Here is a 19637-nt window from a genome sequence, read left to right as displayed (position 1 = left end):
GGCGACCTGCGCATGATCGTTCGAACTAGCCAGTCTCCCACCCTCGCGCAAGCTTGGCGGACTACCCTCACAGGGCTGTCGCGCGCTCGGCAGTCTATGGGGTTTGAGGACGATATGGCGATCAGCGAAAGCATTCAGCCCGGCGCGGCCGCCAAGAACGGCCGCGACGTCTTCTTCGCCATCGGCATCGTCATCATACTTGCCGTGCTGTTCCTGCCGATCCCGGCCTTTCTCATCGATGTCGGCCTCGCCTTTTCGATCGCGCTTTCGGTGCTGATCCTGATGGTGGCGCTGTGGATCCAGCGGCCGCTCGATTTTTCGTCTTTTCCAACCGTGCTGCTCATCGCCACCATGCTGCGGCTGTCGCTCAACATCGCCACCACGCGCATGATCCTGTCGCATGGCAATGAAGGGACGCATGCCGCCGGCTACGTCATCGCCGGCTTCTCCAAGTTGGTGATGGCCAGCGACTTCGTCATCGGCCTCATCGTCTTCATGATCCTGATCGTGGTGAACTTCATCGTCATCACCAAGGGCGCCACGCGTATCGCCGAAGTCGGCGCGCGCTTCACCCTCGATGCCATCCCCGGCAAGCAGATGTCGATCGACGCCGACCTCTCGGCCGGCATGATCGACGACAAGACCGCGCAGCTGCGCCGCCGTGAACTGGAAGAAGAATCTTCTTTCTTCGGCTCGATGGACGGTGCCTCGAAGTTCGTCCGCGGCGACGCCATCGCCGGCCTCATCATCACCGCCATCAACATCGTCGGCGGCATTGCCATCGGCTACATCAGGCACGGCATGGGCATGGGCGAAGCCGCCGACGTGTTCATCAAGCTGTCGGTCGGCGACGGCCTCGTCACCCAGATACCGGCACTGATCGTGTCGCTCGCCGCCGGTCTGCTCGTCTCCAAGGGCGGCACCCGCGGCTCGACCAACCAGGCGGTGTTCGGCCAGCTCGGCGCCCACCCGCGCGCCCTCTATGTCGCGGCATCGCTGCTGGTGCTGCTCGGCCTGATGCCCGGCCTGCCGCTGTTCCCGTTCTTTGCGCTCGCCGCCGGCATGGCCGGTCTCGGCTACGTCATCCCGATGCGCGCCAACCGTGTCCTCGCCGAAGCCGAGGCGATCAAGGACCAGGAAAAGGCGACCAAGGTCGAGGAGGAGAAGAACTCGGTCAAGGCCTCGCTCGCCACCGCCGAGATCGAGCTTTTGATCGGCAAGCAGCTGTCGACAAGGCTGCTGACGTCGCATCAGGAACTGGTTTTCCGCATGGGCAAGATGCGCAAGAAATTCGCCACCCAGTACGGCTTCGTCGTGCCGGAAGTGCGTGTCGCCGACGATTTCGCCATCCCGCCGAAAAGCTACCAGATCAAGGTGCACGGCACCGTGGTGGCCGAATACCAGATGCGCGTCGGCGAGATCATGGTGCTGCTCGGCAATCGCGACGTACCCGAGATGCCGGGCGAGGAAATCCGTGAGCCGGCCTTCGGCATGCGCGCCTATTCCGTCGTCGAAGCCTTCGCCGAGGATCTGAAGCGCGAGAACTACACCTTCGCCGACAACATGTCGGTGCTGCTCACCCATCTCTCCGAGGTTATCCGCAACAACCTGCCGCAGCTTCTGTCCTACAAGGATATGAAGGCGCTGCTCGAACGCCAGGACCAGGAATACCGCAAGCTCGCCGACGAGATCTGCACCACCCACATCTCCTATCCCGGCCTGCAGGCGGTGCTGAAGCTGCTGCTCGCCGAGCGCGTCTCGATCCGCAACCTGCACCTGATCATCGAGGCGATCGCCGAGATCGCGCCGCATGTGCGCCGCACCGAGCAGATCGTCGAACATGTCCGCATCCGCATGGCCCAGCAGATTTGCGGCGACCTGTCCGAGGGCGGCGTGCTGAAGGTGCTTCGCCTCGGCAACCGCTGGGACCTCGCCTTCCACCAGAGCCTCAAGCGCGACGCCAAGGGCGAGGTGCGCGAATTCGACATCGACCCGCGCCAGCTCGAGGAGTTCGGCCAGGACGCCACCAAGGCGATCAAGAAATATCTGGAAGCCGGCGAACGTTTCGTCCTCGTCACCGCGCCCGACGCCCGCCCCTATGTGCGCATGATCATCGAGCGGCTGTTCACCACGCTGCCGGTGCTCAGCCACGTCGAAATCGCCAAGGGCGTCGAGATCAGGGTGCTCGGAACCATATCGTGAGCGTGCTGTCGCAAGGCGTCGTCATCGCGGCGTTCCTCGCCTTCTGCCGCATCGGCGCCTGTTTCATGCTGATGCCGGGCCTGTCCAGCGCCCGCGTCCCGGTCCAGGTCAGGTTGTTCGTGGCGGTCGCCGCCACCGGCGGCCTGCTCGCCTTCCTGTGGGACAAGATCTTTCCTTTCGTCGACCCGCGCCCGCAGATCCTGGTGCCGATGATCATCTCGGAACTTCTGGTCGGCGGCCTGATCGGCGCCATGACCAGGCTCTACATGGAAGCCCTGCGCTTCATGGGTTCGGCCATCGCCATGCTGGTCGGTTATGGCGGCACCGGCGGACCGGCGATCGAGGAGCCCGAACCCCAGGCAGCCCTTGCCGCCATCATCTCGTTCTCGGCGCTGTTGATGCTGTTCGTGTTCGATTTCGACCACGAGATAATACGCGCGCTGGTTTCCTCCTACACGGTGGCGCCGGTCAACATCTTCTTCAACCCGCAGGCAGCCCTCGTCGATGTCACCGACACGGTGTCGGACACCTTCTTCCTGGTCATCCGCCTCGGCAGCCCGTTCGTCGCCTATGCCATTCTCGTCAATCTGACGATCGGCTTCGTCAACAAGCTGACCCCGCAGATCCCGATCTATTTCATCTCCCAGCCCTTCATCATCGCCGGCGGCATGATCATCTTCTATTTCGCCGTCGGCACCATGCTGTCGCTGTTCGTCGACGGCTTCGTCGACCTGACGCTGGCGAGATGACCATGAGCACGCGCAAGGACCGCCTCAAGAAACTGGTCAAGGTGCAGGAACAGCTGAAGGCGCTGCACGAAACCCGCCACGCCACCTTCCTTGCCGCGGCCAGTGCCGCCGAGGCTGAAGCCAGGGAACTGGTCGGCCATTTCGACCAGCCCGATTCGCTTTCCGCCCTGTTCCCCGATCTCTACCACCGCCGCATCGCCCAAGCGGTCGTGCGCCAGGAGGCGAACCTGGCAAGCGCGAAGCAAGAAGCCGGCCTCATCGCCGCCGCGACCGCCCGCACCAACATGGTTGAGCGTGCCTACAAGGACGTGCGCAACCGCGACGAGCGCGAACGCTCCGACCGCGAGCGGCTCGACATCATCGCGCAGAAGCAGGGCGAGGAGTAAGCTGAGGGTGTTCCGCTATGGGCCAACGGTGAGCGTCATTGACCAGGTTGCGAATGGCGGCAATCTCGGTCTTTGGGGCGGGCATGGTGGCTTCCTGAGAGCAGACATTGCAGGCTGCACATCGAGGTCCTGCCGCGCCATGAACAGTCGATGCTTCGGTCTGGAAGCAGCCGTTGAGCAGACGTTCATTGCACGGCGGCGGCCGCGGTGAAGATGTAGCCAACGCCATAGACGACCTTGATCGGCGCGGGCAAGCTGATGTGCTCCTCCAGTTTGCGGCGTAGCCGGCTGACGACTGCGTCGAGATGCCTGTTGTCGAAGTTCGACCTGGGACGGGCGACAAGCTCCACCAGATCCTCGCGCTGGCAGATTTCGCCGCTACGGTTGCAGAGCACGTTCATGAAGGCGAACTCGGCCGCCGTCAGTTTAAGCGAACGGTGATTGGGCGCGATCAGCATCCAGTTCGTGCCGTCCAGCACCCACCGATCGTTGCTGCCGTTGGCAGAGTCGGGCGGGGCTCCCGTCCGTCGCAGCAGGCTGCGAATTGCGGCGTCGATCTCGCGCAGCGTGCTGTGCTTGACCAGGTAGATGTCGGCGCCGCTCTCAAAGCCACGGATACGGTCGTCGCTGTCACCGAGCGCCGTCAGCATGATGATGCCGCAGGCATGTGATTTGCGGATTTCGGTTGCCAGATCGAACCCGTTCCCATCGGGCAGCCCGACATCGAGGATGATGACAGCGGGCGAACTGCCGTTGGCCAGCGTCTGGCGCAATTCCCCTGCTGTCGCGATGCCTTCGGCCGTGAAGCCCGTCAGTTCCAGGAAATCCGCCAGATCCTTGCGCAGCCGGGGCTCGTCCTCGACGATCAGAATATGCGTCATGCGGTCAGTTCCTCGGGCGAAAGTCGATCCGTTGCCTCGCCTGCCAGAGGCAGGCTGACGATGGACGTAATGCCCTGGTCGTCGTTGGCGAGCAACTGCAGCTTGCCGCCGTGATAGGCCAGCAATTTGCGCGAAGAATAGAGGCCGAGACCGGTTCCGGTTACCGCCATCGTATTGGAGGCCCGGAAAAAGCGCCTGCCGATCTTGTGAAGCTCGGCCTGTGGAATGCCGATGCCACGGTCACGCACCCGAATGACCGCACTTCGACCTTCGCTGCGCACATCGATATCCACTGGCTGGTCCTCCGACGAATATTTGAGCGCATTGTCGATGAGGTTGATCAGGACGGTCGCCAGCATCTCGGGATCGGCGACAAGCGAAACGGCGTCGTCATCCGCCGTAAAGATCAGGCGCTCGCCGCGCCCGGTCATCCCGAAATGCAGCCGCACATCGGCAATAAGCAAACCGACGCGTATCATCTCCGGCTGAAACCCGCTGTCGCGATCATTGGCCATGAAGCGGTCGATCAGGGAAAACAGGCGATCGAGCGCCTCGCCAATGCCGGCAATCCGTTCTCGTGTCGCTTCGGGCGACTTGTGGCCGACAAGGCCGATCATGTCGGCCGCGTTGCGGATGATGGCGAGCGGGGTGCGAAACTCGTGGCTGACGACGCGCATGAAGTCCGCCTGCTCGTCGCGAAGCACACGTTCGGCCGCCAGGCTCGCGTTCAACCGGCTTTCCAGCCGTCGTCGTTCCCGCACCTCCCGCGACAGGGCGATATTTTTCTCCAGCAGCGCAGAGGACAGCCGCGAACTGACCATGAACAGCAGGCAGCCGAAAAAGGCGATCAGGAACAGCGCGCCCTGCAGCAGATACCAAGCGTTGCGGTCGGCCAGAACCGAGGCGCCTTGAAAATCGACCGGCAGCCGGTATTCGATGATGCTCTGGAGAACGCTAGCCGCGATATACTCGGCAAGCACACCGATCGTGATCCAGCGCAGGAGGGTTGGTTGCGTCCGGTCCCGCATCAGCCCAAGACACATCACCGACATCATCACGACCGTAAAGAAGGTCGATGCGTGAATGCGTATAGCAATGTCGCCCGGATCAATCGCGAGGGCGGCACTCCATGCGACAATTTGGAAAATCAGCAGTGAAATGCTGATCCAGGTATAGCGTGGCTGTCCCAGAAAGCGCGCCAGACCCTCGGCCAGCAACACCAGGCCTAGCTTGATGATCGTGTTGTGGAGCACGATGGCCCAGGCCGCCGGCTGCTCCCCACGCAGGAGAATCAGCAGCACCCCCGCCGCGATAGCGACGAAGCCGGCCGCAAGAAACTTCAACTCATAGAGGCGGCGCCACGCCAGCCACACAAACAACCAGGTGACGGCCTGCAGGCTTGCGGTTGCAAACGTAACAACCAGAACGGTCTTCAGATCAAGCATGGTCGAGTATTCGCACGGGTTCCCCTGCCACACCCCCCGATGCGCCAAATGTTGAATCTCGCAGGAGTTGTGCGGGGAGGCAAGCGCGATCCGCCCGTGCAAGAATTGGTCAGAATTCAACAGAATTGATCGGTGGAATTGTCGGGAGAGGACGTTTTATCATCGGCCGCGATCGTCTTGGTGGTTTCGCCGGGCGGATTGTGAGGAAGCAGTCGGGCGATGTGCGTGGCGGACGCACGCGACCCGACGCAGCGGCAAGCGATGATTTTCGCGGGACGCTCGGCGATCGGGCCGGCCGCGGAATCGTTGCTTGCGGCACACGGGGGGAATTCCATGACAATTCGCGATCGTCGCTCGCTCATACGCCCGCTTGTACTTTTGTGCTCCACGGCGCTCGCGGGGTCGTTGCTGCTGCCAGTCATCCTGACGGCGCCGGCGCATGCACAGGCTCTTTATGGTGCGACCGGAGGCAGGGGCGGTGATGGTGACGTAGACAGCAACGGCGGCGATGGTGGCGATGCAGGCGACGCCGGCGTCGCGGGCAACGGTCCGGATGCAGGGACCGGTGGGGCGGCCGGCACGCAGGCCATTCCAGACGGTGGAAATGGTGACAACGGCGGCTCCGGTGGCGGTGGTGGTGGCGGCGGCGGCGGTGGTTACAGCAATATCATTGCTGGCGACATTTCCGCGCCCCTCAATGGTGGCAATGGAGGCTATGGCGGCGGCTTTTTGGACGGAGGCTATGGCGGCGGCGGCGCTGGTGGCGATGGCGTGCGTAATGAAGAGGTGAACCCGGCAATTTCCGTGACGGCTGATGTTCATGGCGGCGATGGCGGCGATGGCAATGGCAATGGCCCGTTTGCCGGCGGCGGCGGCGGCGGCGGCGGCGGGGGCGGGGGCGCCGGCATGGTGCTTCTGAACAACGGCGCCATCACTGTTGAAAGCTCGGCCACCGTTGCTGGCGGAAACGGTGGCAATCCTGGCGCCAATTTCGGCGGTGGTGGTGGTGCGGGCATTGTTTTGAACGCCGGCGGCGACTTGACCAACCATGGCGATGTCCTCGGTGGCACGGGCGGGGCTTTAGCCACCGGCGGAACAGCCATTGTGATGGGAGATTCTGGCAGCATCGTCAACGACGGTCGCATTACCGGTGGCCGCGCCGGGGTTTCTGCATCCGCCGGTGCAGCGATCGACCTCAGAAATGGTGGGACGGTTTTTAACAGCGGAGTGATCATTGGCGGCGAGGGCAACGGTGGCCATGCCGGCGGCTCTAACGGCCCTGCTGGCGGAACCGGCAGTGGCGGCGCCCCCGGCTATATTCCCCTGACGCCCAGCAATGGAAACGGTGGTACCGGCATCGTTGGGGCCAATTTGGCGGTGCTTAACGTTGGGGAGATTACTGGGGGAGATTCTTTCTTTGGCCGGGCTAACGCCATCACCTTCACCGGCGGCGCCAACACGCTTTCCCTGCGAAACGGCTCGATTATCACCGGCAATGTCGTGGTGGAGAGTGGCGCGACCGGCTCATTGATGCTCGGGGACTATGACACGCTGCCTTCCACACCGGCCTTCGATGTCTCGAAGCTCGTGAATACGGCCACGGTAGGCGCGAGTGACGAGTTCGTCGGCTTCACGAGCTTTAACAAGGCCGGGACGAATACCGTGACCCTGACCGGCACGGGTGCGCAGGACTGGACCATCGATCAAGGCACCTTGGTCGGCGACACCAACAGCTTCGGCGGCAATCTCACCTTCTCAGGCGTGAACACCGGCGCCGTCGTCTTCGACCAGGCGAGCGACGGTACCTATGCCGGGACCATTACCGGCCCCGGCCATTTCGGCAAGGCCGGCGCCGGTACGCTGACGCTGTCAGGCGACGCTTCCGACCTCGCGGGCAACCTGGGCGTCATGGGGGGCACGCTCGACATCGACACACAGCTCACCTCTTTTACCGGGATCATTGCTACTGACGGAACTGATCCGGACGAGTGGGCAACCGCAAGAGTTTCAGGGTCGGCCACCTGGACTGCCGACGTCCTTAGGGTCGGGGATTCCAATGGGGATTCCAAAGGGAAAGGGAGCTTGATCGTCGAGAATGGCGGTCAGGTTTTCAACGATTCGGGAGTTGTGGCGTATGGCGCGGGCAGCACTGGCTCCGCGGTGATTTCCGGAAATGATTCGGGTTGGACACTCGTTGATGCCATCGCAGTTGGTCTCTTTGGCAATGGATCGCTCAGCATTGAAAATGGCGGGCAGGTTTCCAGCGGCAACAACGCCATTGTTGGTTGGGATGCTCAAGCCACCGGAATTGTGAATATTACGGGCCCCGGGTCGGTTTGGACAGGCGACTCCATCATTGCCGTTGGCGTCTTGGGCAAGGGCACGCTGACTCTGTCGGAGGGCGGGCAGGTTTCGCTTGCCGGGGGTCCTGCTATCGTTGGGTTGGCGGCCCAGCCAGGATCATTCGGAACGCTCAACATCGGTGCGGCAAGTGGGGAAGTGGCGAAGGCCGCCGGCACGGTTGATGCGGCATCGATAGCTTTTGGCGCTGGCACAGGCACGGTTGTGTTCAATCATCTGGGAAATCCCGATGGGTCCGATCTGATTTTCAGCCCTTCCCTGACCGGCTTGGGGACCATCCTCCATGAAAGCGGCACGACCGTTTTGACCGCGGACAGTTCCAGCTTCACCGGTGCCACCACTGTTGCAGGCGGCACGCTTCTTGTCGGGAACCATGCCAGTGCCGGCTTCCTCGGTGGCACGATCAATGTCGAGGACGGCGCCACGCTCGGTGGCTCGGGCACGGTGGGCACGACGACAGTTGCCGATGGCGGGCATATCGCGCCAGGCAATTCGGTGGGTACGCTGACGGTTGCCGGAAATCTGGGCCTCTCTTCAGGGTCTATTCTCGATTACGAATTCGGCAATCCAGGCGGTTCAACCGACTCTCCGGGGATAAGCGACCGCATCGGGGTGAGTGGCAATCTGACGCTCGACGGTACGCTCAATCTTGCGCAGAGCGGCGACGTGGCCGATGGCACGGCGGGCCTCGGCTATTACCGGCTGATGACCTATGGCGGCAGCCTCACCGACAACGGCCTGGAGATCGGCACGAAGCCGCCGCTTTCCGATCCGGCCGCCTATGAGATCCAGGCGGGCGGCGGCAATGTCGACCTCTTCATCGGAGCGGCCGGCGACGACACGCTGCAGCACTGGCAAGGCGGCGACGGGACCTGGAACACCACGAACGAAAAATGGCTGAACCAGGGCGGCGATACTCTCGTCTCCTGGGCAGGAAACCATGCGGTGTTCAAGAACGAACCGGGCGGCTTCGACGGCGGCACGATCGCCGTCGAAGGAGCGCAAAGCTTCAAGGGCCTGCAATTCGTCGACAGCGGCTACCGCCTGGAAGGTTCCGGCACGCTCGCGATAGATGGTTCCGACAGCGCCGATGGCAATGCCGAGATCCGCGTGCTGGCCGGCACGGCAGCCACCATCGCGACGACGATTACCGGCGCGGGCGGGGTCAGCAAGACGCAAGGCGGCACGCTCGTCCTGGAAGGCAGCAACAGCTATCAGGGCGGCACGCGGCTTCTGGGCGGGACTATTTCCGTTTCGTCCGATGCCAATCTCGGCGCCGCAAGCGGTGCCCTGACATTCAATGGCGGCACGCTGCGGAACACGGCGGCCTTCACGACCGCGCGCAATGTCGATCTCGGCGCGGGCGGCGGCACGTTCCAGACCGATGCCGACCTGACGGCGAACGGCGTCATCTCCGGGACCGGCGCGCTCACCAAGACCGGGGCCGGCGGGCTGGTGCTTTCGAGCGCCAACAGCTACGCCGGTGGGACGACGGTTTCGGCAGGATTCATCACCGCGGCGACGACAGGCGCGCTGGGCAGCGGACCGGTGAATGTCAAGGCCGCTGACCTCCGCTTCATCAATGATGCAAGCGCCGAGAGCCTCGACATCGTCATGGAAATGAACGCAACGATGCGCTTCGATGGCAGTGCGTCGGCGGGAACGGCGACGATCGTCACTACCCAAAGCCGCATCAACTTCAACGACGAAACATCGGCCGGTGCGGCTTCGATCACCGGCAATGGTAGCAGGACGTCCTTCAACGGCAATTCGAGCGCCGCCAATGCCACGATTGGCGTTACAATCCAAGGAACGCTCGACTTCTACGACACCGCGTCTGCCGGCAGCGCCGCCATCACCAACAAGGGCGGCTTCGTTGGCTTCCATGGCGCCAACACCGCGGATGGCGCCACGATCATCAACGATACCGGGGGAAAGGTCGACATCTCCGAAATGACGTCGGACGGTATCGCGATTGGCTCGCTTTCGGGCGATGGTCTCGTCTTTCTCGGCTCGAAGTCGCTGACGCTTGGCGGATTGGATAAGAACGACACGATCGGCGGCGTCATCCAGGATGGCAGCACTGGCATCGGAGGGAGCCTCGTCAAGACCGGCGCCGGCACGCTGACGCTGAACGGCGTCAGTACCTATACCGGTCTGACCACCATCGGCGGCGGCAAGCTCGTTGTCGGCGACGGCAGCCATTCCGGGGCAAGCATTGCTGGCGCCATTGCGGTTGCAGCCGGCGGCACGCTCGGCGGTTTGGGAACGGTGGGTACGACCACGATCGCTTCTGGCGGCACGATTACGCCGGGCAATTCGATCGGCACGCTGAATGTGTCAGGCGATTACACGCAGGAGATAGGCTCGACCTACGAAGTCGAGATCAATCCGGCCGGCAATTCCGACCTGATCGACGTGACGGGCAAAGCCACCATCCAGGGTGGCACCGTCTTCGCGCTCAAGGCGCCGGGCGGCTACAGTGCCGGAACCCGCTACACGATCCTGAGCGCGGATCAAGGCGTGACCGGCACCTATGATGCGTTCGACCAGAACGCCCCGTTTGTCGACCTGGCACTCGCCTATGACGCCAGTAATATCTATCTCGACGTTGCCCGCAATGACGTGTCGTTCTGCGACGTGGCCGGCACCCGCAACCAGTGTGCCACCGCCAATGGCGCCGAAAGCGCCGGGCCGGGCAACCCGATCTACGATGCAATCGCCGGCCTTCCGGACGATGAAACCGCACGCGAAGCCTTCGATGCGTTATCTGGCGAGATCCATGCGTCCGCCAAATCGGCGCTGATCGAGGACAGCCATTTTGTCCGCGATGCCATCAATGACCGCCTGCGTGCGGCCTTCGAGGGGGTAGGTATCCCGGCAACGCCGGTGCTGGCCTATGGCGAAGGCGGTCCGATGCTGGCGCCTGCCACCACCGATCGCTTTGCCGCCTGGGGCACGGCTTTCGGGTCATGGGGCACCTTCGACGGCGACGGCAATGCCGCGGGCCTCGATACCTCCACCGGCGGCTTTCTTACCGGCGTCGACGGCCTTGTCGCGGAGGATGTGCGGCTTGGCATCATGACTGGCTACAGCCACACGAGCTTCGATGCCGACGGCCGATCCTCGTCAGGCTCGAGCGACAATTATCATCTCGGCCTTTATGGTGGCACGCAGCGGGGCGCTCTCGCCTTCCGCTCCGGGCTTGCCTATACGTGGCATGACATGAAGACATCGCGCTCGGTGGCCATGCCCGGCTTTGCCGACAGCCTGAGCGGCGACTACAACGCTGGCACCTTCCAGGCGTTCGGGGAACTCGGCTATCGCATCGATACGCCAGTCGCGGCCTTCGAGCCTTTTGCCAACCTCGCTTATGTCAACCTGCATACGGACGGCTTCACGGAAAAGGGCGGTGCGGCGGCATTGACCAGTGCAAGCCAGACCACCGACGCCACCTTCACCACGCTTGGTCTCAGAGCCTCCGCCGGCTTCACGCTCGGCGCCATCAATGCCACAGCGCGCGGCATGCTGGGCTGGCGCCATGCCTATGGCGACGTCATACCGACCAGCACACATGCCTTCTCTGCCGGTGATGCCTTCACGATCGCTGGCGTGCCGATCGCCAAGGACAGTGCCGCCATCGAAGCGGGGTTCGATCTCAACCTGACCGATGCCGCAACCCTCAGCGTCGCCTACCAGGGTCAGTTCGGCTCCGGCGTCCAGCAGAACGGCTTCAATGCAAAACTCAACGTGGAATTCTAATCAAGCGGGAAGGATCGTTCCGGAATGACTGCCCCTGACGGAAAAGGGGCTATTCAATCCGCTTGTCGCATCGCCCAGGCGGTCGTACGCCAGGAAGCGAACCTCGCGAGCGCCAGGCAGGAAGCCAGCCTTATCGCCGCCGGTCGGAGCGAGCCTACAAGGACGTGCGCAACTGTGATGAACGCGAACGCTGCGACCGCAGGTGCCGGACTTGATCGCGCAGAAGCGGACGCAGGAGCAGCTGGGAGGATTGTGTGGCGCGAAGCGGACCCTCCCAAGGTTCGGCTTTCCCCTAAACGCTTTACAGCCCGGTTTGGTAGCGCTACCGTTTCGGCCTAGCGTGAGCCTGGGAGGAGCCAGGGCTGTCGCTGGCGGAAGCGTTGTTCCTTCGACGACGTCGCGGGAATTTATTGGGAGGATCGATGGCGTCTGTCGCAATTGGCGAAGTCTACAAATCATTCGGCGCTGTCGAGATCCTGCACGGGGTCAGCGTGAACATCGAGGACGGCGAGTTCGTCACTCTGGTCGGACCATCGGGCTGCGGAAAATCAACCCTTCTCAGAATGATCGCCGGCCTGGAAAAGATTTCACGCGGCCAGATCGCGATTGGCGAACGTGTCGTCAACAACGTTGCGCCCAAGGAGCGCGACGTCGCCATGGTCTTCCAGAACTATGCGCTCTACCCACACATGACCGTTGCCGAGAACATGGCGTTCTCGCTGATGCTCAAAGGAGTTTCCAAGCCGGAGAGCGATGCAGGCGTGCGCCGCGCGGCCGAAATCCTTGGGCTGGTGCCGTTGCTGGCGCGCTATCCTCGGCAGCTTTCCGGCGGCCAGCGCCAGCGCGTCGCCATGGGCCGCGCGATCGTGCGTGATCCGGCGGTCTTTCTCTTCGACGAACCGCTGTCCAATCTCGACGCCAAACTCAGGGTGCAGATGCGCGCCGAGATCAAGGAACTGCACCAGCGCCTCAAGACCACGACAGTCTACGTCACGCACGACCAGATCGAGGCCATGACCATGGCTGACAAGATCGTGGTCATGCATGACGGCATCGTCGAGCAGATAGGGCCGCCGCTGGAACTCTATGACCGGCCGAACAATCTTTTTGTCGCCAGCTTCATCGGCTCGCCGGCCATGAATTTGCTGAGGGGCGAGATCGCTATTGACGGCTCACCCTCGTTCCGCGGCGCCGGGGGGATTTCAGTCCCGTTGGCCTCGGCACTTTCCATCCCCAATGGCGAGCCTGTGGTGCTGGGAATAAGGCCCGAGCATTTGCGGCTGTCCGACGACCAGGGCATTCCGGTCACCGTCGCGGTGGTTGAACCAACCGGGTCCGAAGTGCAGCTCATCGGCCGGACAGCCGGTGGCGAAGAGATCGTCGCCAATTTCCGGGAACGACATTCCTTCACGCCGGGCGAAACCATCCGGCTTACGGCCGAGCCCGGCCTCATCCATCTCTTTCACGGAGAAACCGGACAGAGGTTCCAAACACGTGCCGATCAGTAGGACCACAGGCAAGGACAACAAGCAGGAGGAAACGAGCATGAAGTTCACCAGACGTGACGTGATCCGCACCACCGCCGGCGCGGCGGCGGGTGCCTTGGGAAGTCGGTTCATCAGCTCTCCGGCCCTTGCCCAGGACGGACCGAAATACAAACCCGAGGATGGCGCCAAGCTTAGGCTGCTGCGCTGGTCGCCCTTCGTCCAGGGCGACGAGGACCAATGGCTGGCCAACACCAAGCGCTTCACCGAAGCGACCGGTGTCGCGGTCCGCGTCGACAAGGAAAGTTGGGAGGACATTCGCCCCAAGGCGGCAGTCGCGGCAAATGTCGGCTCCGGCCCCGACCTGATGTTCGTCTGGTTCGATGACCCGCACCAATATCCCGACAAGCTGCACGACGTGAGCGAACTGGGCGAGTATCTCGGCTCGAAATACGGCGGCTGGCATGATGGACCAAAGCAATATGCGACCCGGGAAGGCAAATTCATCGGCCTGCCATTGGCCACGATCGGAAATGCCATCGTCTATCGGGAAAGCTGGGTGAAAGAGGCCGGCTTTTCGGAGTTTCCCAAGGACACGAAAGGCTTCCTGGAACTTTGCAAGGCCTTGCAGGCGAAGGGACATCCGGCCGGCTTCACGCATGGCCATGGCGTCGGCGACGGCAACAACTATGCTCATTGGCTGCTGTGGAGCCATGGCGGCCAGATGGTCGACGAGAGCGGCAAGGTAACGATCAACAGCCCCGAGACCCTCAAGGCCATCGAATACGCGCAGGAACTCTACAAGACCTTCATTCCAGGCACGGAAAGCTGGCTCGACGTCAACAACAACCGCGCCTTCCTGGCCGGCGAACTGGCTGTCATCGCCAACGGCATCTCGGCCTACAACACCGCCAAAATCAATAAGGACAATGATCCGAAGCTGGCTGAAATCGCCAAGGACATACGCACCACCAATCTGCCCATCGGCCCTGTCGGCAAATCCGTCGAATTGTTCCAGGTGACCACGGCTGTCATCTTCAATTACACGCCCTACCCCAACGCGGCCAAGGCGTATTTGCAGTTCATGTTCGAGGAACCGCAAATGAAGGACTGGATCACCTCCTCGGCCGGATATTGCTGCCAGACCCTGAAGGCATTCGACAACAACCCGGTATGGACTGCCGATCCCAACAACGCCGCTTACGCCAAGGCTTCGGCTACTCTGCGACCTAACGGCTATGCCGGGCCGCTCGGCTATGCTTCGGCGGCAACCATGGCCGACTACGTGCTGGTCGATATGTTCGCCAAAGCGGTGACCGGCCAGGCGACGCCGCAAGAGGCAATGGAAGAGGCCGAGAAGCGGGCAAATCGCTATTATCGCGTTTGAGCCGGCTCAGCCGGGCAGCGCGGCTGCCCGGCTGGCTTCGGATTGCATCGTGGCCGATCCGGCCGATCAATGAGACCTCAGCAGGAGCCGACCCATGGCCGTGCCGTCAGCTGCTATCCAGCCGCGATCTTCGATCTTCTCACGGATTCTATCGCGCTGGAGCGAAAGCCGGAACGCACTTGGCTTCGGCTTCATGCTTCCGGCGGCTGCACTGCTGCTTGTCTTCCTGACCTATCCGCTGGGGCTCGGCGTCTGGCTCGGCTTCACCGACGCCCGCATCGGCCGCCCCGGCATCTTCATCGGCATCGAAAACTATGAATTTCTATGGAGCGACGCCGTCTTCTGGCTCTCCGTCTTCAACACCTTGCTCTACACGATCAGCGCTTCGATCCTGAAATTCGCGCTCGGCCTCTGGCTGGCGCTCATCCTCAACCAGAACCTTCCCTTCAAATCGTTCTTCCGCGCGATTGTCCTGCTGCCGTGGGTGGTGCCGACGGTGCTCTCGGCCATCGCCTTCTGGTGGATCTACGATTCGCAGTTCTCCATCCTCTCCTGGGCGCTGCAGCAGATGGGACTGATCGACCACCGCATCAATTTCCTTGGCGATCCGGAGAACGCACGCGCCTCGGTGATCGCCGCCAATGTCTGGCGCGGCATTCCTTTCGTGGCCATCACGCTGCTGGCCGGCCTGCAGACGATTCCCCAGTCGCTTTACGAGGCCGCGACGCTCGACGGCGCCAGCCGTTGGCAGTTGTTCCGCTACGTGACGCTGCCGTTGCTGACGCCTATCATCGCCATCACCATGACCTTTTCGGTCCTGTTCACCTTCACCGATTTCCAGCTGATCTATGTGCTGACTCGCGGCGGGCCGGTGAATGCCACCCATCTGATGGCGACGCTCTCGTTCCAGCGAGGTATTTCCGGCGGCCAGCTTGGCGAGGGAGCCGCGATCGCGGTGGCGATGATCCCGTTCCTGCTTGCGGCGATCCTTTTCAGCTATTTCGGCTTGCAACGTCGTAAATGGCAGCAGGGCGGTGGAGACTGACATGGCCGCGATCGAAACGAGCAACCGTCCGAACACGGATGAAGGCGGCATGGGCTATCTCCAGAGCCTGCCCCGGCGCGTGGTGACCGTTTATCTGCCGCTCCTGATATTCGTCATCGTGCTGCTGTTCCCGTTCTACTGGATGACGATCACGGCGGTGAAACCCAATCTCGAGATGACGGATTATGCCAATTTCAACCCGTTCTGGGTCGTCCATCCGACGCTCGAGCATATTCGGTATCTGCTCTTCGAGACGTCCTATCCGGGTTGGCTTCTCAACACGATCATCATCTCGACCGCCGCAACTTTCCTGTCGCTGCTGGCGGCGGTGTTCGCAGCCTATGCGATCGAACGCTTGAGGTTTTCCGGGGCGCGGCAGGTCGGCTTGGCGATCTTCCTGGCCTATCTCGTGCCGCCCTCGATTCTGTTCATTCCACTGTCGGTGATGGTGTTCAACCTCGGCCTTTACGATACGCCGTTCGCACTGATCCTCACCTATCCGACGTTCCTCATTCCATTCTGCACGTGGCTCTTGATGGGCTACTTCCGCTCGATACCCTTCGAACTGGAAGAATGCGCGCTGATCGACGGAGCGAGCCGCTGGCAAATCCTGACCAAGATAGTTCTGCCGCTGTCGGTGCCCGGCCTGATCTCCGCCGGCATCTTCGCCTTCACCCTGTCATGGAACGAATTCATCTACGCCTTGACCTTTATCCAGTCGTCCGAAAACAAAACCGTGCCGGTCGGCGTGCTTACCGAACTCGTACGTTCGGACGTCTATGAATGGGGAGCCCTGATGGCAGGCGCGCTGATCGGCTCCCTGCCGGTGGTGGTGCTCTATTCATTCTTTGTCGAGCACTACGTCTCCTCGATGACGGGGGCGGTCAAGGAGTGAGGCTGAGGCGGAAATCCCACCCTCGGCCGGCAGCTTCGATCCGATCCCCGCACTCCGCTCCCTCTCCTTCCCGCAAGCCTGCCACAAGCTTGTTGAGGCATGGTCTGGTCAGGGAAAACCGGTAAAAGGCGGACTTTCTTGGCGATTTCTCCACCCAGCGACATCGTTATGGATGTGGCCCGAGCCGTCGACCCGGCGGATATCGAGACCGCCCGCGCCGCGCTGGCAAAGCGGGCCGGCGGCGCTGCGGGCACGTTTTCACTCGACACCGCCGCTTCCGTCGATGCCGGCTCGATCCTGTCGCGCGCCACCGCCGACAAGGCCGCCGCCGCAACCGACCCGGCCAAGAAATTCAAGAAGTTCGAGGCGATGGTGCTGCAGACCTTCATCCAGAACATGCTGCCCAAGGACACCGAGGGCGTCTACGGCAAGGGCCTGGCCGGCGACATGTGGAAATCGCAGCTTGCCGAGCGGGTGGCGGACGTAATGGCCGAACGCGGCGGCATCGGCATCGCCAAATCGATGCTCGCCGACCACTATCTCGAAGGCAAGCGCGTCGTGCCCGTCGGTCCGGTTTCGGGCGGGCCGGAAAAGACCGAGGTCGACCAGCAAAACAGCCTGTCGACCTCGCTGGTCCATCAATTGCAGCGCAAGGCTGCGGGATCGATGACCGGTGACGAGACGACCATAAAAACAAATATCAGGATCTAAACTGGGAAACGCCATGGCCGACTTTTCGGAATCCACGCCCAACCTGCCAGCACGCACGACCACATCGGAAGCGCCGATCCCGTTCGCGCGGCCCGGCAATCTCGCCGCCATCATCGGCCGCATCGAGGAAGTGGTCGAGGAAGAGACGGCGGGCATCCGCAACGCCACCAACTATGATCTCAAGGCATCGAACGCCCGCAAGAGCCGCTACCTCTACGAGTTGACCCGCGCCATGAAGGGCGGCAGCGAAGCCGAATTCCTCGAGCAGCACCGCGAGGGCCTGACCCGGCTGCGCCAGAAGCTGGCGAAGAACGAAGCGGCGATCCTGGCGCATCTCAGCGCGGTCAACGAAGTCGCCAGCCTGCTGCGGCACGCCATCCAGCGCGCCGAGACCGACGGCACCTATTCCGCCGGCGAGTTCGGCTGGATAAAGGCGTGATGGCGAACACAGGCGACACATCGGAGATCCTGCCTCGGCAACGGCGCCGTGCCGCGTTGCCATTGCAAGGGACTGACCAAGGGACTGACAAGGCCCGATGATCAAGGTCATCGCCATTGCCGTCTGGATCTGCGCCGCAACGCTGGGCGCCGTGTTCTATTCTTTCCAGGCGGCCGGCGAGCGCGGTGTCGGCGAAACGCCGAAGCCGATGCTGGGCGGCCTCGACTACGTCAAGACCGACATCATTTCGGTGCCGCTGATCCGCGACTCCGAGATCGGCGGCTATTTCCTGACCAAGCTTGTCTACACGGTCGAACCCGAGCAGATCAAGAAACTGTCCATTCCGGCCGAAGCGCTGATCACCGACCAGGTTTATTCCTACCTCTATTCCAATCCGCAGATCGACTTCACCAACAAGGCGACGATCGATCTCGATGCCTTCCGCGCCGCGATCCGCGATACCGTCAACACGCGTGTCGGGGCGCCTTTGGTGCATGAGGTTCTGATCGACCAGGTCAATTTCCTGTCGAAGGACGAAATCCGCGACAACTGGCTGCGCCGCAAGAAAAGCGAGACGGCGAGCGAAATGACCAAGGCGTTCAAGGAACACTGAGTTGCCGGGCTCGCATTCCCGGCCTCCTCCAGGCTCGCCTGCCGCAGCGGCAGGAACCAACCGCCTGAATTCGCGTTGACGTAAACGTCAACCCAAAGCTATATGCGGCAGCGACCGTGATCGCGAAACCGCGGCACGGGCTTCGGCTGGATCGAAGCGCCGTTGCGAGACAGATGCAACCAGACAAGGAGAACAGCGTGAGCGTTCAGGAGATTGCCGAGAAGATCAAGTCGCGCGTGGCCAGCAGCGGGTTCGATCGTTCCGTGAAATTCGACACCGGCAGCGACGGCGTCATCGTCATCGACGGCGCAACCGTCTCGAACACCGATGCACCCACCGACTGCACCATCAAGCTCTCGCTCGACGATCTCGATTCGCTGATCGCTGGCGACCTGAACCCGACAATGGCGTTCATGACCGGCAAGATAAAGGTCGAAGGCGACATGACCGTTGCCATGGCGCTCAGCCAACTGATCGGCTGAAGGCATGCAGGCGCCCAAGGTGGCGCCCACCAATCGCGAAAAAACGCCGCCTTTTCGGGCGGCGTTTTTGCATGAAATGCTGGCGGCTTCGTATCTCAGGCCGCCGATGTCAACGCCTGCGCCTTCAGCTTGCGGCCGGCAGCCTTCAGCGTGCCGTGCACGCCGTCAAGCGCGCCTTCCACCAGTTCCAGCGCCAGCAGGCGGTGCCGCTCATAGGGTCCCGGCATGGCAAGTGAACCGGTCTTCTCGGCCGAGAAGCCGAAGCGCGCGTAATAGGGCGCATCGCCGACCAGAAGGATCGCGGCATGGCCAAGACGTGCCGCCTCGGCGATGGCATGGCGCATCAGGGCCGAGCCGATGCCGGCGTTCTTGAGCGACGGATCGACGGCAAGCGGGCCAAGCAGCAGCGCGGCCGCACCGCCCTCGCCCAGCCTTACATCCCACAGCCGCACGGTGCCGGCGACGCCGCCCGAGCCATCGCGGGCGACGAAGGCCAAGCCTTCCGAGGGCCGCCGGCCACGCCGCAGCTTCTCCGACGACTTTTTCCTGCGCTTCGGCCCCATCGCCCGATCGAGCAACGCCTCGCGCGCCGCAACATCGGCGGCGGTTTCGGCAACCATCACAAAGGCCGGTGCGTGGCCCCCAATTTCAACTGGCATTTCCATTTCCGTAATCCCTGGCGAGCGGAGATCTGTTCCACAGGCGAGCCCGGGTGGACGAAAGTCGCCCACCTGGGATGATCTGATCGGCTCTCTCAGCGCATTTTCAGGCGAAGTTGTGTCCGGTTCGCCGTTC

Annotated in this window: 16 protein-coding genes; 12 read left to right on the top strand and 4 right to left on the bottom strand. The window is 62.5% G+C overall.

Going from position 1 to position 19637, the window contains the following annotated elements; translation table 11 throughout:
• Positions 1-114 precede the first annotated feature (114 nt).
• From flhA to AC0NIL_RS10030, 3 genes are read left to right on the top strand one after another with little or no spacing between them, the layout of a single operon-like run.
• On the top strand, positions 115-2202 hold the full coding sequence (gene flhA / locus AC0NIL_RS10040) for a flagellar biosynthesis protein FlhA (protein WP_473572500.1): 2088 nt from the start codon (positions 115-117) through the stop codon (positions 2200-2202).
• Positions 2199-2951 (top strand): flagellar biosynthetic protein FliR, encoded by a 753-nt coding sequence (gene fliR, locus AC0NIL_RS10035; protein ID WP_013529768.1) that lies wholly within the window; start codon positions 2199-2201, stop codon positions 2949-2951. Before flhA ends, fliR begins: the two co-directional genes overlap by 4 nt.
• Positions 2952-2953: 2 nt before the next feature.
• Positions 2954-3337 (top strand): hypothetical protein, encoded by a 384-nt coding sequence (locus AC0NIL_RS10030; RefSeq protein ID WP_013529767.1) that lies wholly within the window; start codon positions 2954-2956, stop codon positions 3335-3337.
• A gap of 185 nt (positions 3338-3522) precedes the next feature.
• Here AC0NIL_RS10030 and AC0NIL_RS10025 read toward each other — a convergent pair whose 3' ends face one another.
• From AC0NIL_RS10025 to AC0NIL_RS10015, 3 genes are all read right to left on the bottom strand, one after another.
• Positions 3523-4218 (bottom strand): response regulator transcription factor, encoded by a 696-nt coding sequence (locus AC0NIL_RS10025; RefSeq protein WP_473572502.1) that lies wholly within the window; start codon positions 4216-4218, stop codon positions 3523-3525.
• Positions 4215-5663 carry a sensor histidine kinase gene (locus AC0NIL_RS10020; protein ID WP_063168931.1) on the bottom strand — a complete coding sequence of 483 codons (1449 nt, stop codon included), beginning with the start codon at positions 5661-5663 and terminating at the stop codon, positions 4215-4217. The genes AC0NIL_RS10025 and AC0NIL_RS10020 overlap by 4 nt, the downstream gene beginning before the upstream one ends.
• A gap of 159 nt (positions 5664-5822) precedes the next feature.
• Positions 5823-6713 carry a hypothetical protein gene (locus AC0NIL_RS10015; protein ID WP_473572504.1) on the bottom strand — a complete coding sequence of 297 codons (891 nt, stop codon included), beginning with the start codon at positions 6711-6713 and terminating at the stop codon, positions 5823-5825.
• A 57-nt stretch (positions 6714-6770) separates the two neighbouring features.
• Here AC0NIL_RS10015 and AC0NIL_RS10010 point away from each other — a divergent pair, with 57 nt between their 5' ends.
• From AC0NIL_RS10010 to AC0NIL_RS09970, 9 genes are all read left to right on the top strand, one after another.
• Positions 6771-11786, top strand: a complete 5016-nt coding sequence (locus tag AC0NIL_RS10010; protein WP_473572506.1) for an autotransporter domain-containing protein — start codon at positions 6771-6773, stop codon at positions 11784-11786.
• Positions 11787-12208: 422 nt separating this feature from the next.
• Positions 12209-13294: an ABC transporter ATP-binding protein gene (locus AC0NIL_RS10005; RefSeq protein ID WP_127370955.1), complete on the top strand. Its 1086-nt coding sequence runs from the start codon at positions 12209-12211 to the stop codon at positions 13292-13294.
• A gap of 37 nt (positions 13295-13331) precedes the next feature.
• Positions 13332-14657 carry an ABC transporter substrate-binding protein gene (locus AC0NIL_RS10000; protein ID WP_013529762.1) on the top strand — a complete coding sequence of 442 codons (1326 nt, stop codon included), beginning with the start codon at positions 13332-13334 and terminating at the stop codon, positions 14655-14657.
• Positions 14658-14850: 193 nt separating this feature from the next.
• On the top strand, positions 14851-15702 hold the full coding sequence (locus AC0NIL_RS09995; RefSeq protein WP_473572671.1) for a carbohydrate ABC transporter permease: 852 nt from the start codon (positions 14851-14853) through the stop codon (positions 15700-15702).
• A gap of 1 nt (position 15703) precedes the next feature.
• Positions 15704-16597 (top strand): carbohydrate ABC transporter permease, encoded by an 894-nt coding sequence (locus AC0NIL_RS09990; protein WP_013529760.1) that lies wholly within the window; start codon positions 15704-15706, stop codon positions 16595-16597.
• Positions 16598-16696: 99 nt separating this feature from the next.
• Entirely contained in the window at positions 16697-17308 is a 612-nt protein-coding gene (locus tag AC0NIL_RS09985; RefSeq protein WP_318011957.1) for a rod-binding protein, read from the top strand.
• A gap of 13 nt (positions 17309-17321) precedes the next feature.
• Positions 17322-17747 (top strand): hypothetical protein, encoded by a 426-nt coding sequence (locus AC0NIL_RS09980; protein ID WP_013529758.1) that lies wholly within the window; start codon positions 17322-17324, stop codon positions 17745-17747.
• 97 nt (positions 17748-17844) lie between these two features.
• Positions 17845-18360, top strand: coding sequence for a hypothetical protein (locus tag AC0NIL_RS09975; protein WP_013529757.1), 516 nt, complete (start codon positions 17845-17847; stop codon positions 18358-18360).
• 197 nt (positions 18361-18557) lie between these two features.
• A complete protein-coding gene (locus AC0NIL_RS09970; protein ID WP_013529756.1) occupies positions 18558-18842 on the top strand; it encodes an SCP2 sterol-binding domain-containing protein in 285 nt (94 codons plus the stop codon).
• A 95-nt stretch (positions 18843-18937) separates the two neighbouring features.
• On the opposite strand, the gene AC0NIL_RS09965 is transcribed toward AC0NIL_RS09970, so the two are convergent.
• Positions 18938-19507 carry a GNAT family N-acetyltransferase gene (locus AC0NIL_RS09965; protein WP_473572509.1) on the bottom strand — a complete coding sequence of 190 codons (570 nt, stop codon included), beginning with the start codon at positions 19505-19507 and terminating at the stop codon, positions 18938-18940.
• Positions 19508-19637: the final 130 nt, after the last annotated feature.

The sequence above is a fragment of the Mesorhizobium sp. WSM1343 genome (assembly GCF_055901535.1).
Note: the sequence above shows the minus strand (reverse complement) of the source record. Positions and strands in the feature narration are given on the sequence as shown.

Excerpts from the sequence above, each read along its gene's own strand:
- flhA (WP_473572500.1), top strand. The coding sequence starts at position 115 with ATGGCGATCAGCGAAAGCATTCAGCCCGGCGCGGCCGCCAAGAACGGC.
- AC0NIL_RS10030 (WP_013529767.1), top strand. The coding sequence starts at position 2,954 with ATGAGCACGCGCAAGGACCGCCTCAAGAAACTGGTCAAGGTGCAGGAA.
- AC0NIL_RS10025 (WP_473572502.1), bottom strand. The coding sequence starts at position 4,218 with ATGACGCATATTCTGATCGTCGAGGACGAGCCCCGGCTGCGCAAGGAT.
- AC0NIL_RS10020 (WP_063168931.1), bottom strand. The coding sequence starts at position 5,663 with ATGCTTGATCTGAAGACCGTTCTGGTTGTTACGTTTGCAACCGCAAGC.
- AC0NIL_RS10015 (WP_473572504.1), bottom strand. The coding sequence starts at position 6,713 with ATGGTTGGTCAAGTCGCCGCCGGCGTTCAAAACAATGCCCGCACCACC.
- AC0NIL_RS10010 (WP_473572506.1), top strand. The coding sequence starts at position 6,771 with ATGGGAGATTCTGGCAGCATCGTCAACGACGGTCGCATTACCGGTGGC.
- AC0NIL_RS10005 (WP_127370955.1), top strand. The coding sequence starts at position 12,209 with ATGGCGTCTGTCGCAATTGGCGAAGTCTACAAATCATTCGGCGCTGTC.
- AC0NIL_RS10000 (WP_013529762.1), top strand. The coding sequence starts at position 13,332 with ATGAAGTTCACCAGACGTGACGTGATCCGCACCACCGCCGGCGCGGCG.
- AC0NIL_RS09995 (WP_473572671.1), top strand. The coding sequence starts at position 14,851 with ATGCTTCCGGCGGCTGCACTGCTGCTTGTCTTCCTGACCTATCCGCTG.
- AC0NIL_RS09990 (WP_013529760.1), top strand. The coding sequence starts at position 15,704 with ATGGCCGCGATCGAAACGAGCAACCGTCCGAACACGGATGAAGGCGGC.
- AC0NIL_RS09985 (WP_318011957.1), top strand. The coding sequence starts at position 16,697 with ATGGTCTGGTCAGGGAAAACCGGTAAAAGGCGGACTTTCTTGGCGATT.
- AC0NIL_RS09980 (WP_013529758.1), top strand. The coding sequence starts at position 17,322 with ATGGCCGACTTTTCGGAATCCACGCCCAACCTGCCAGCACGCACGACC.
- AC0NIL_RS09975 (WP_013529757.1), top strand. The coding sequence starts at position 17,845 with ATGATCAAGGTCATCGCCATTGCCGTCTGGATCTGCGCCGCAACGCTG.
- AC0NIL_RS09965 (WP_473572509.1), bottom strand. The coding sequence starts at position 19,507 with ATGGAAATGCCAGTTGAAATTGGGGGCCACGCACCGGCCTTTGTGATG.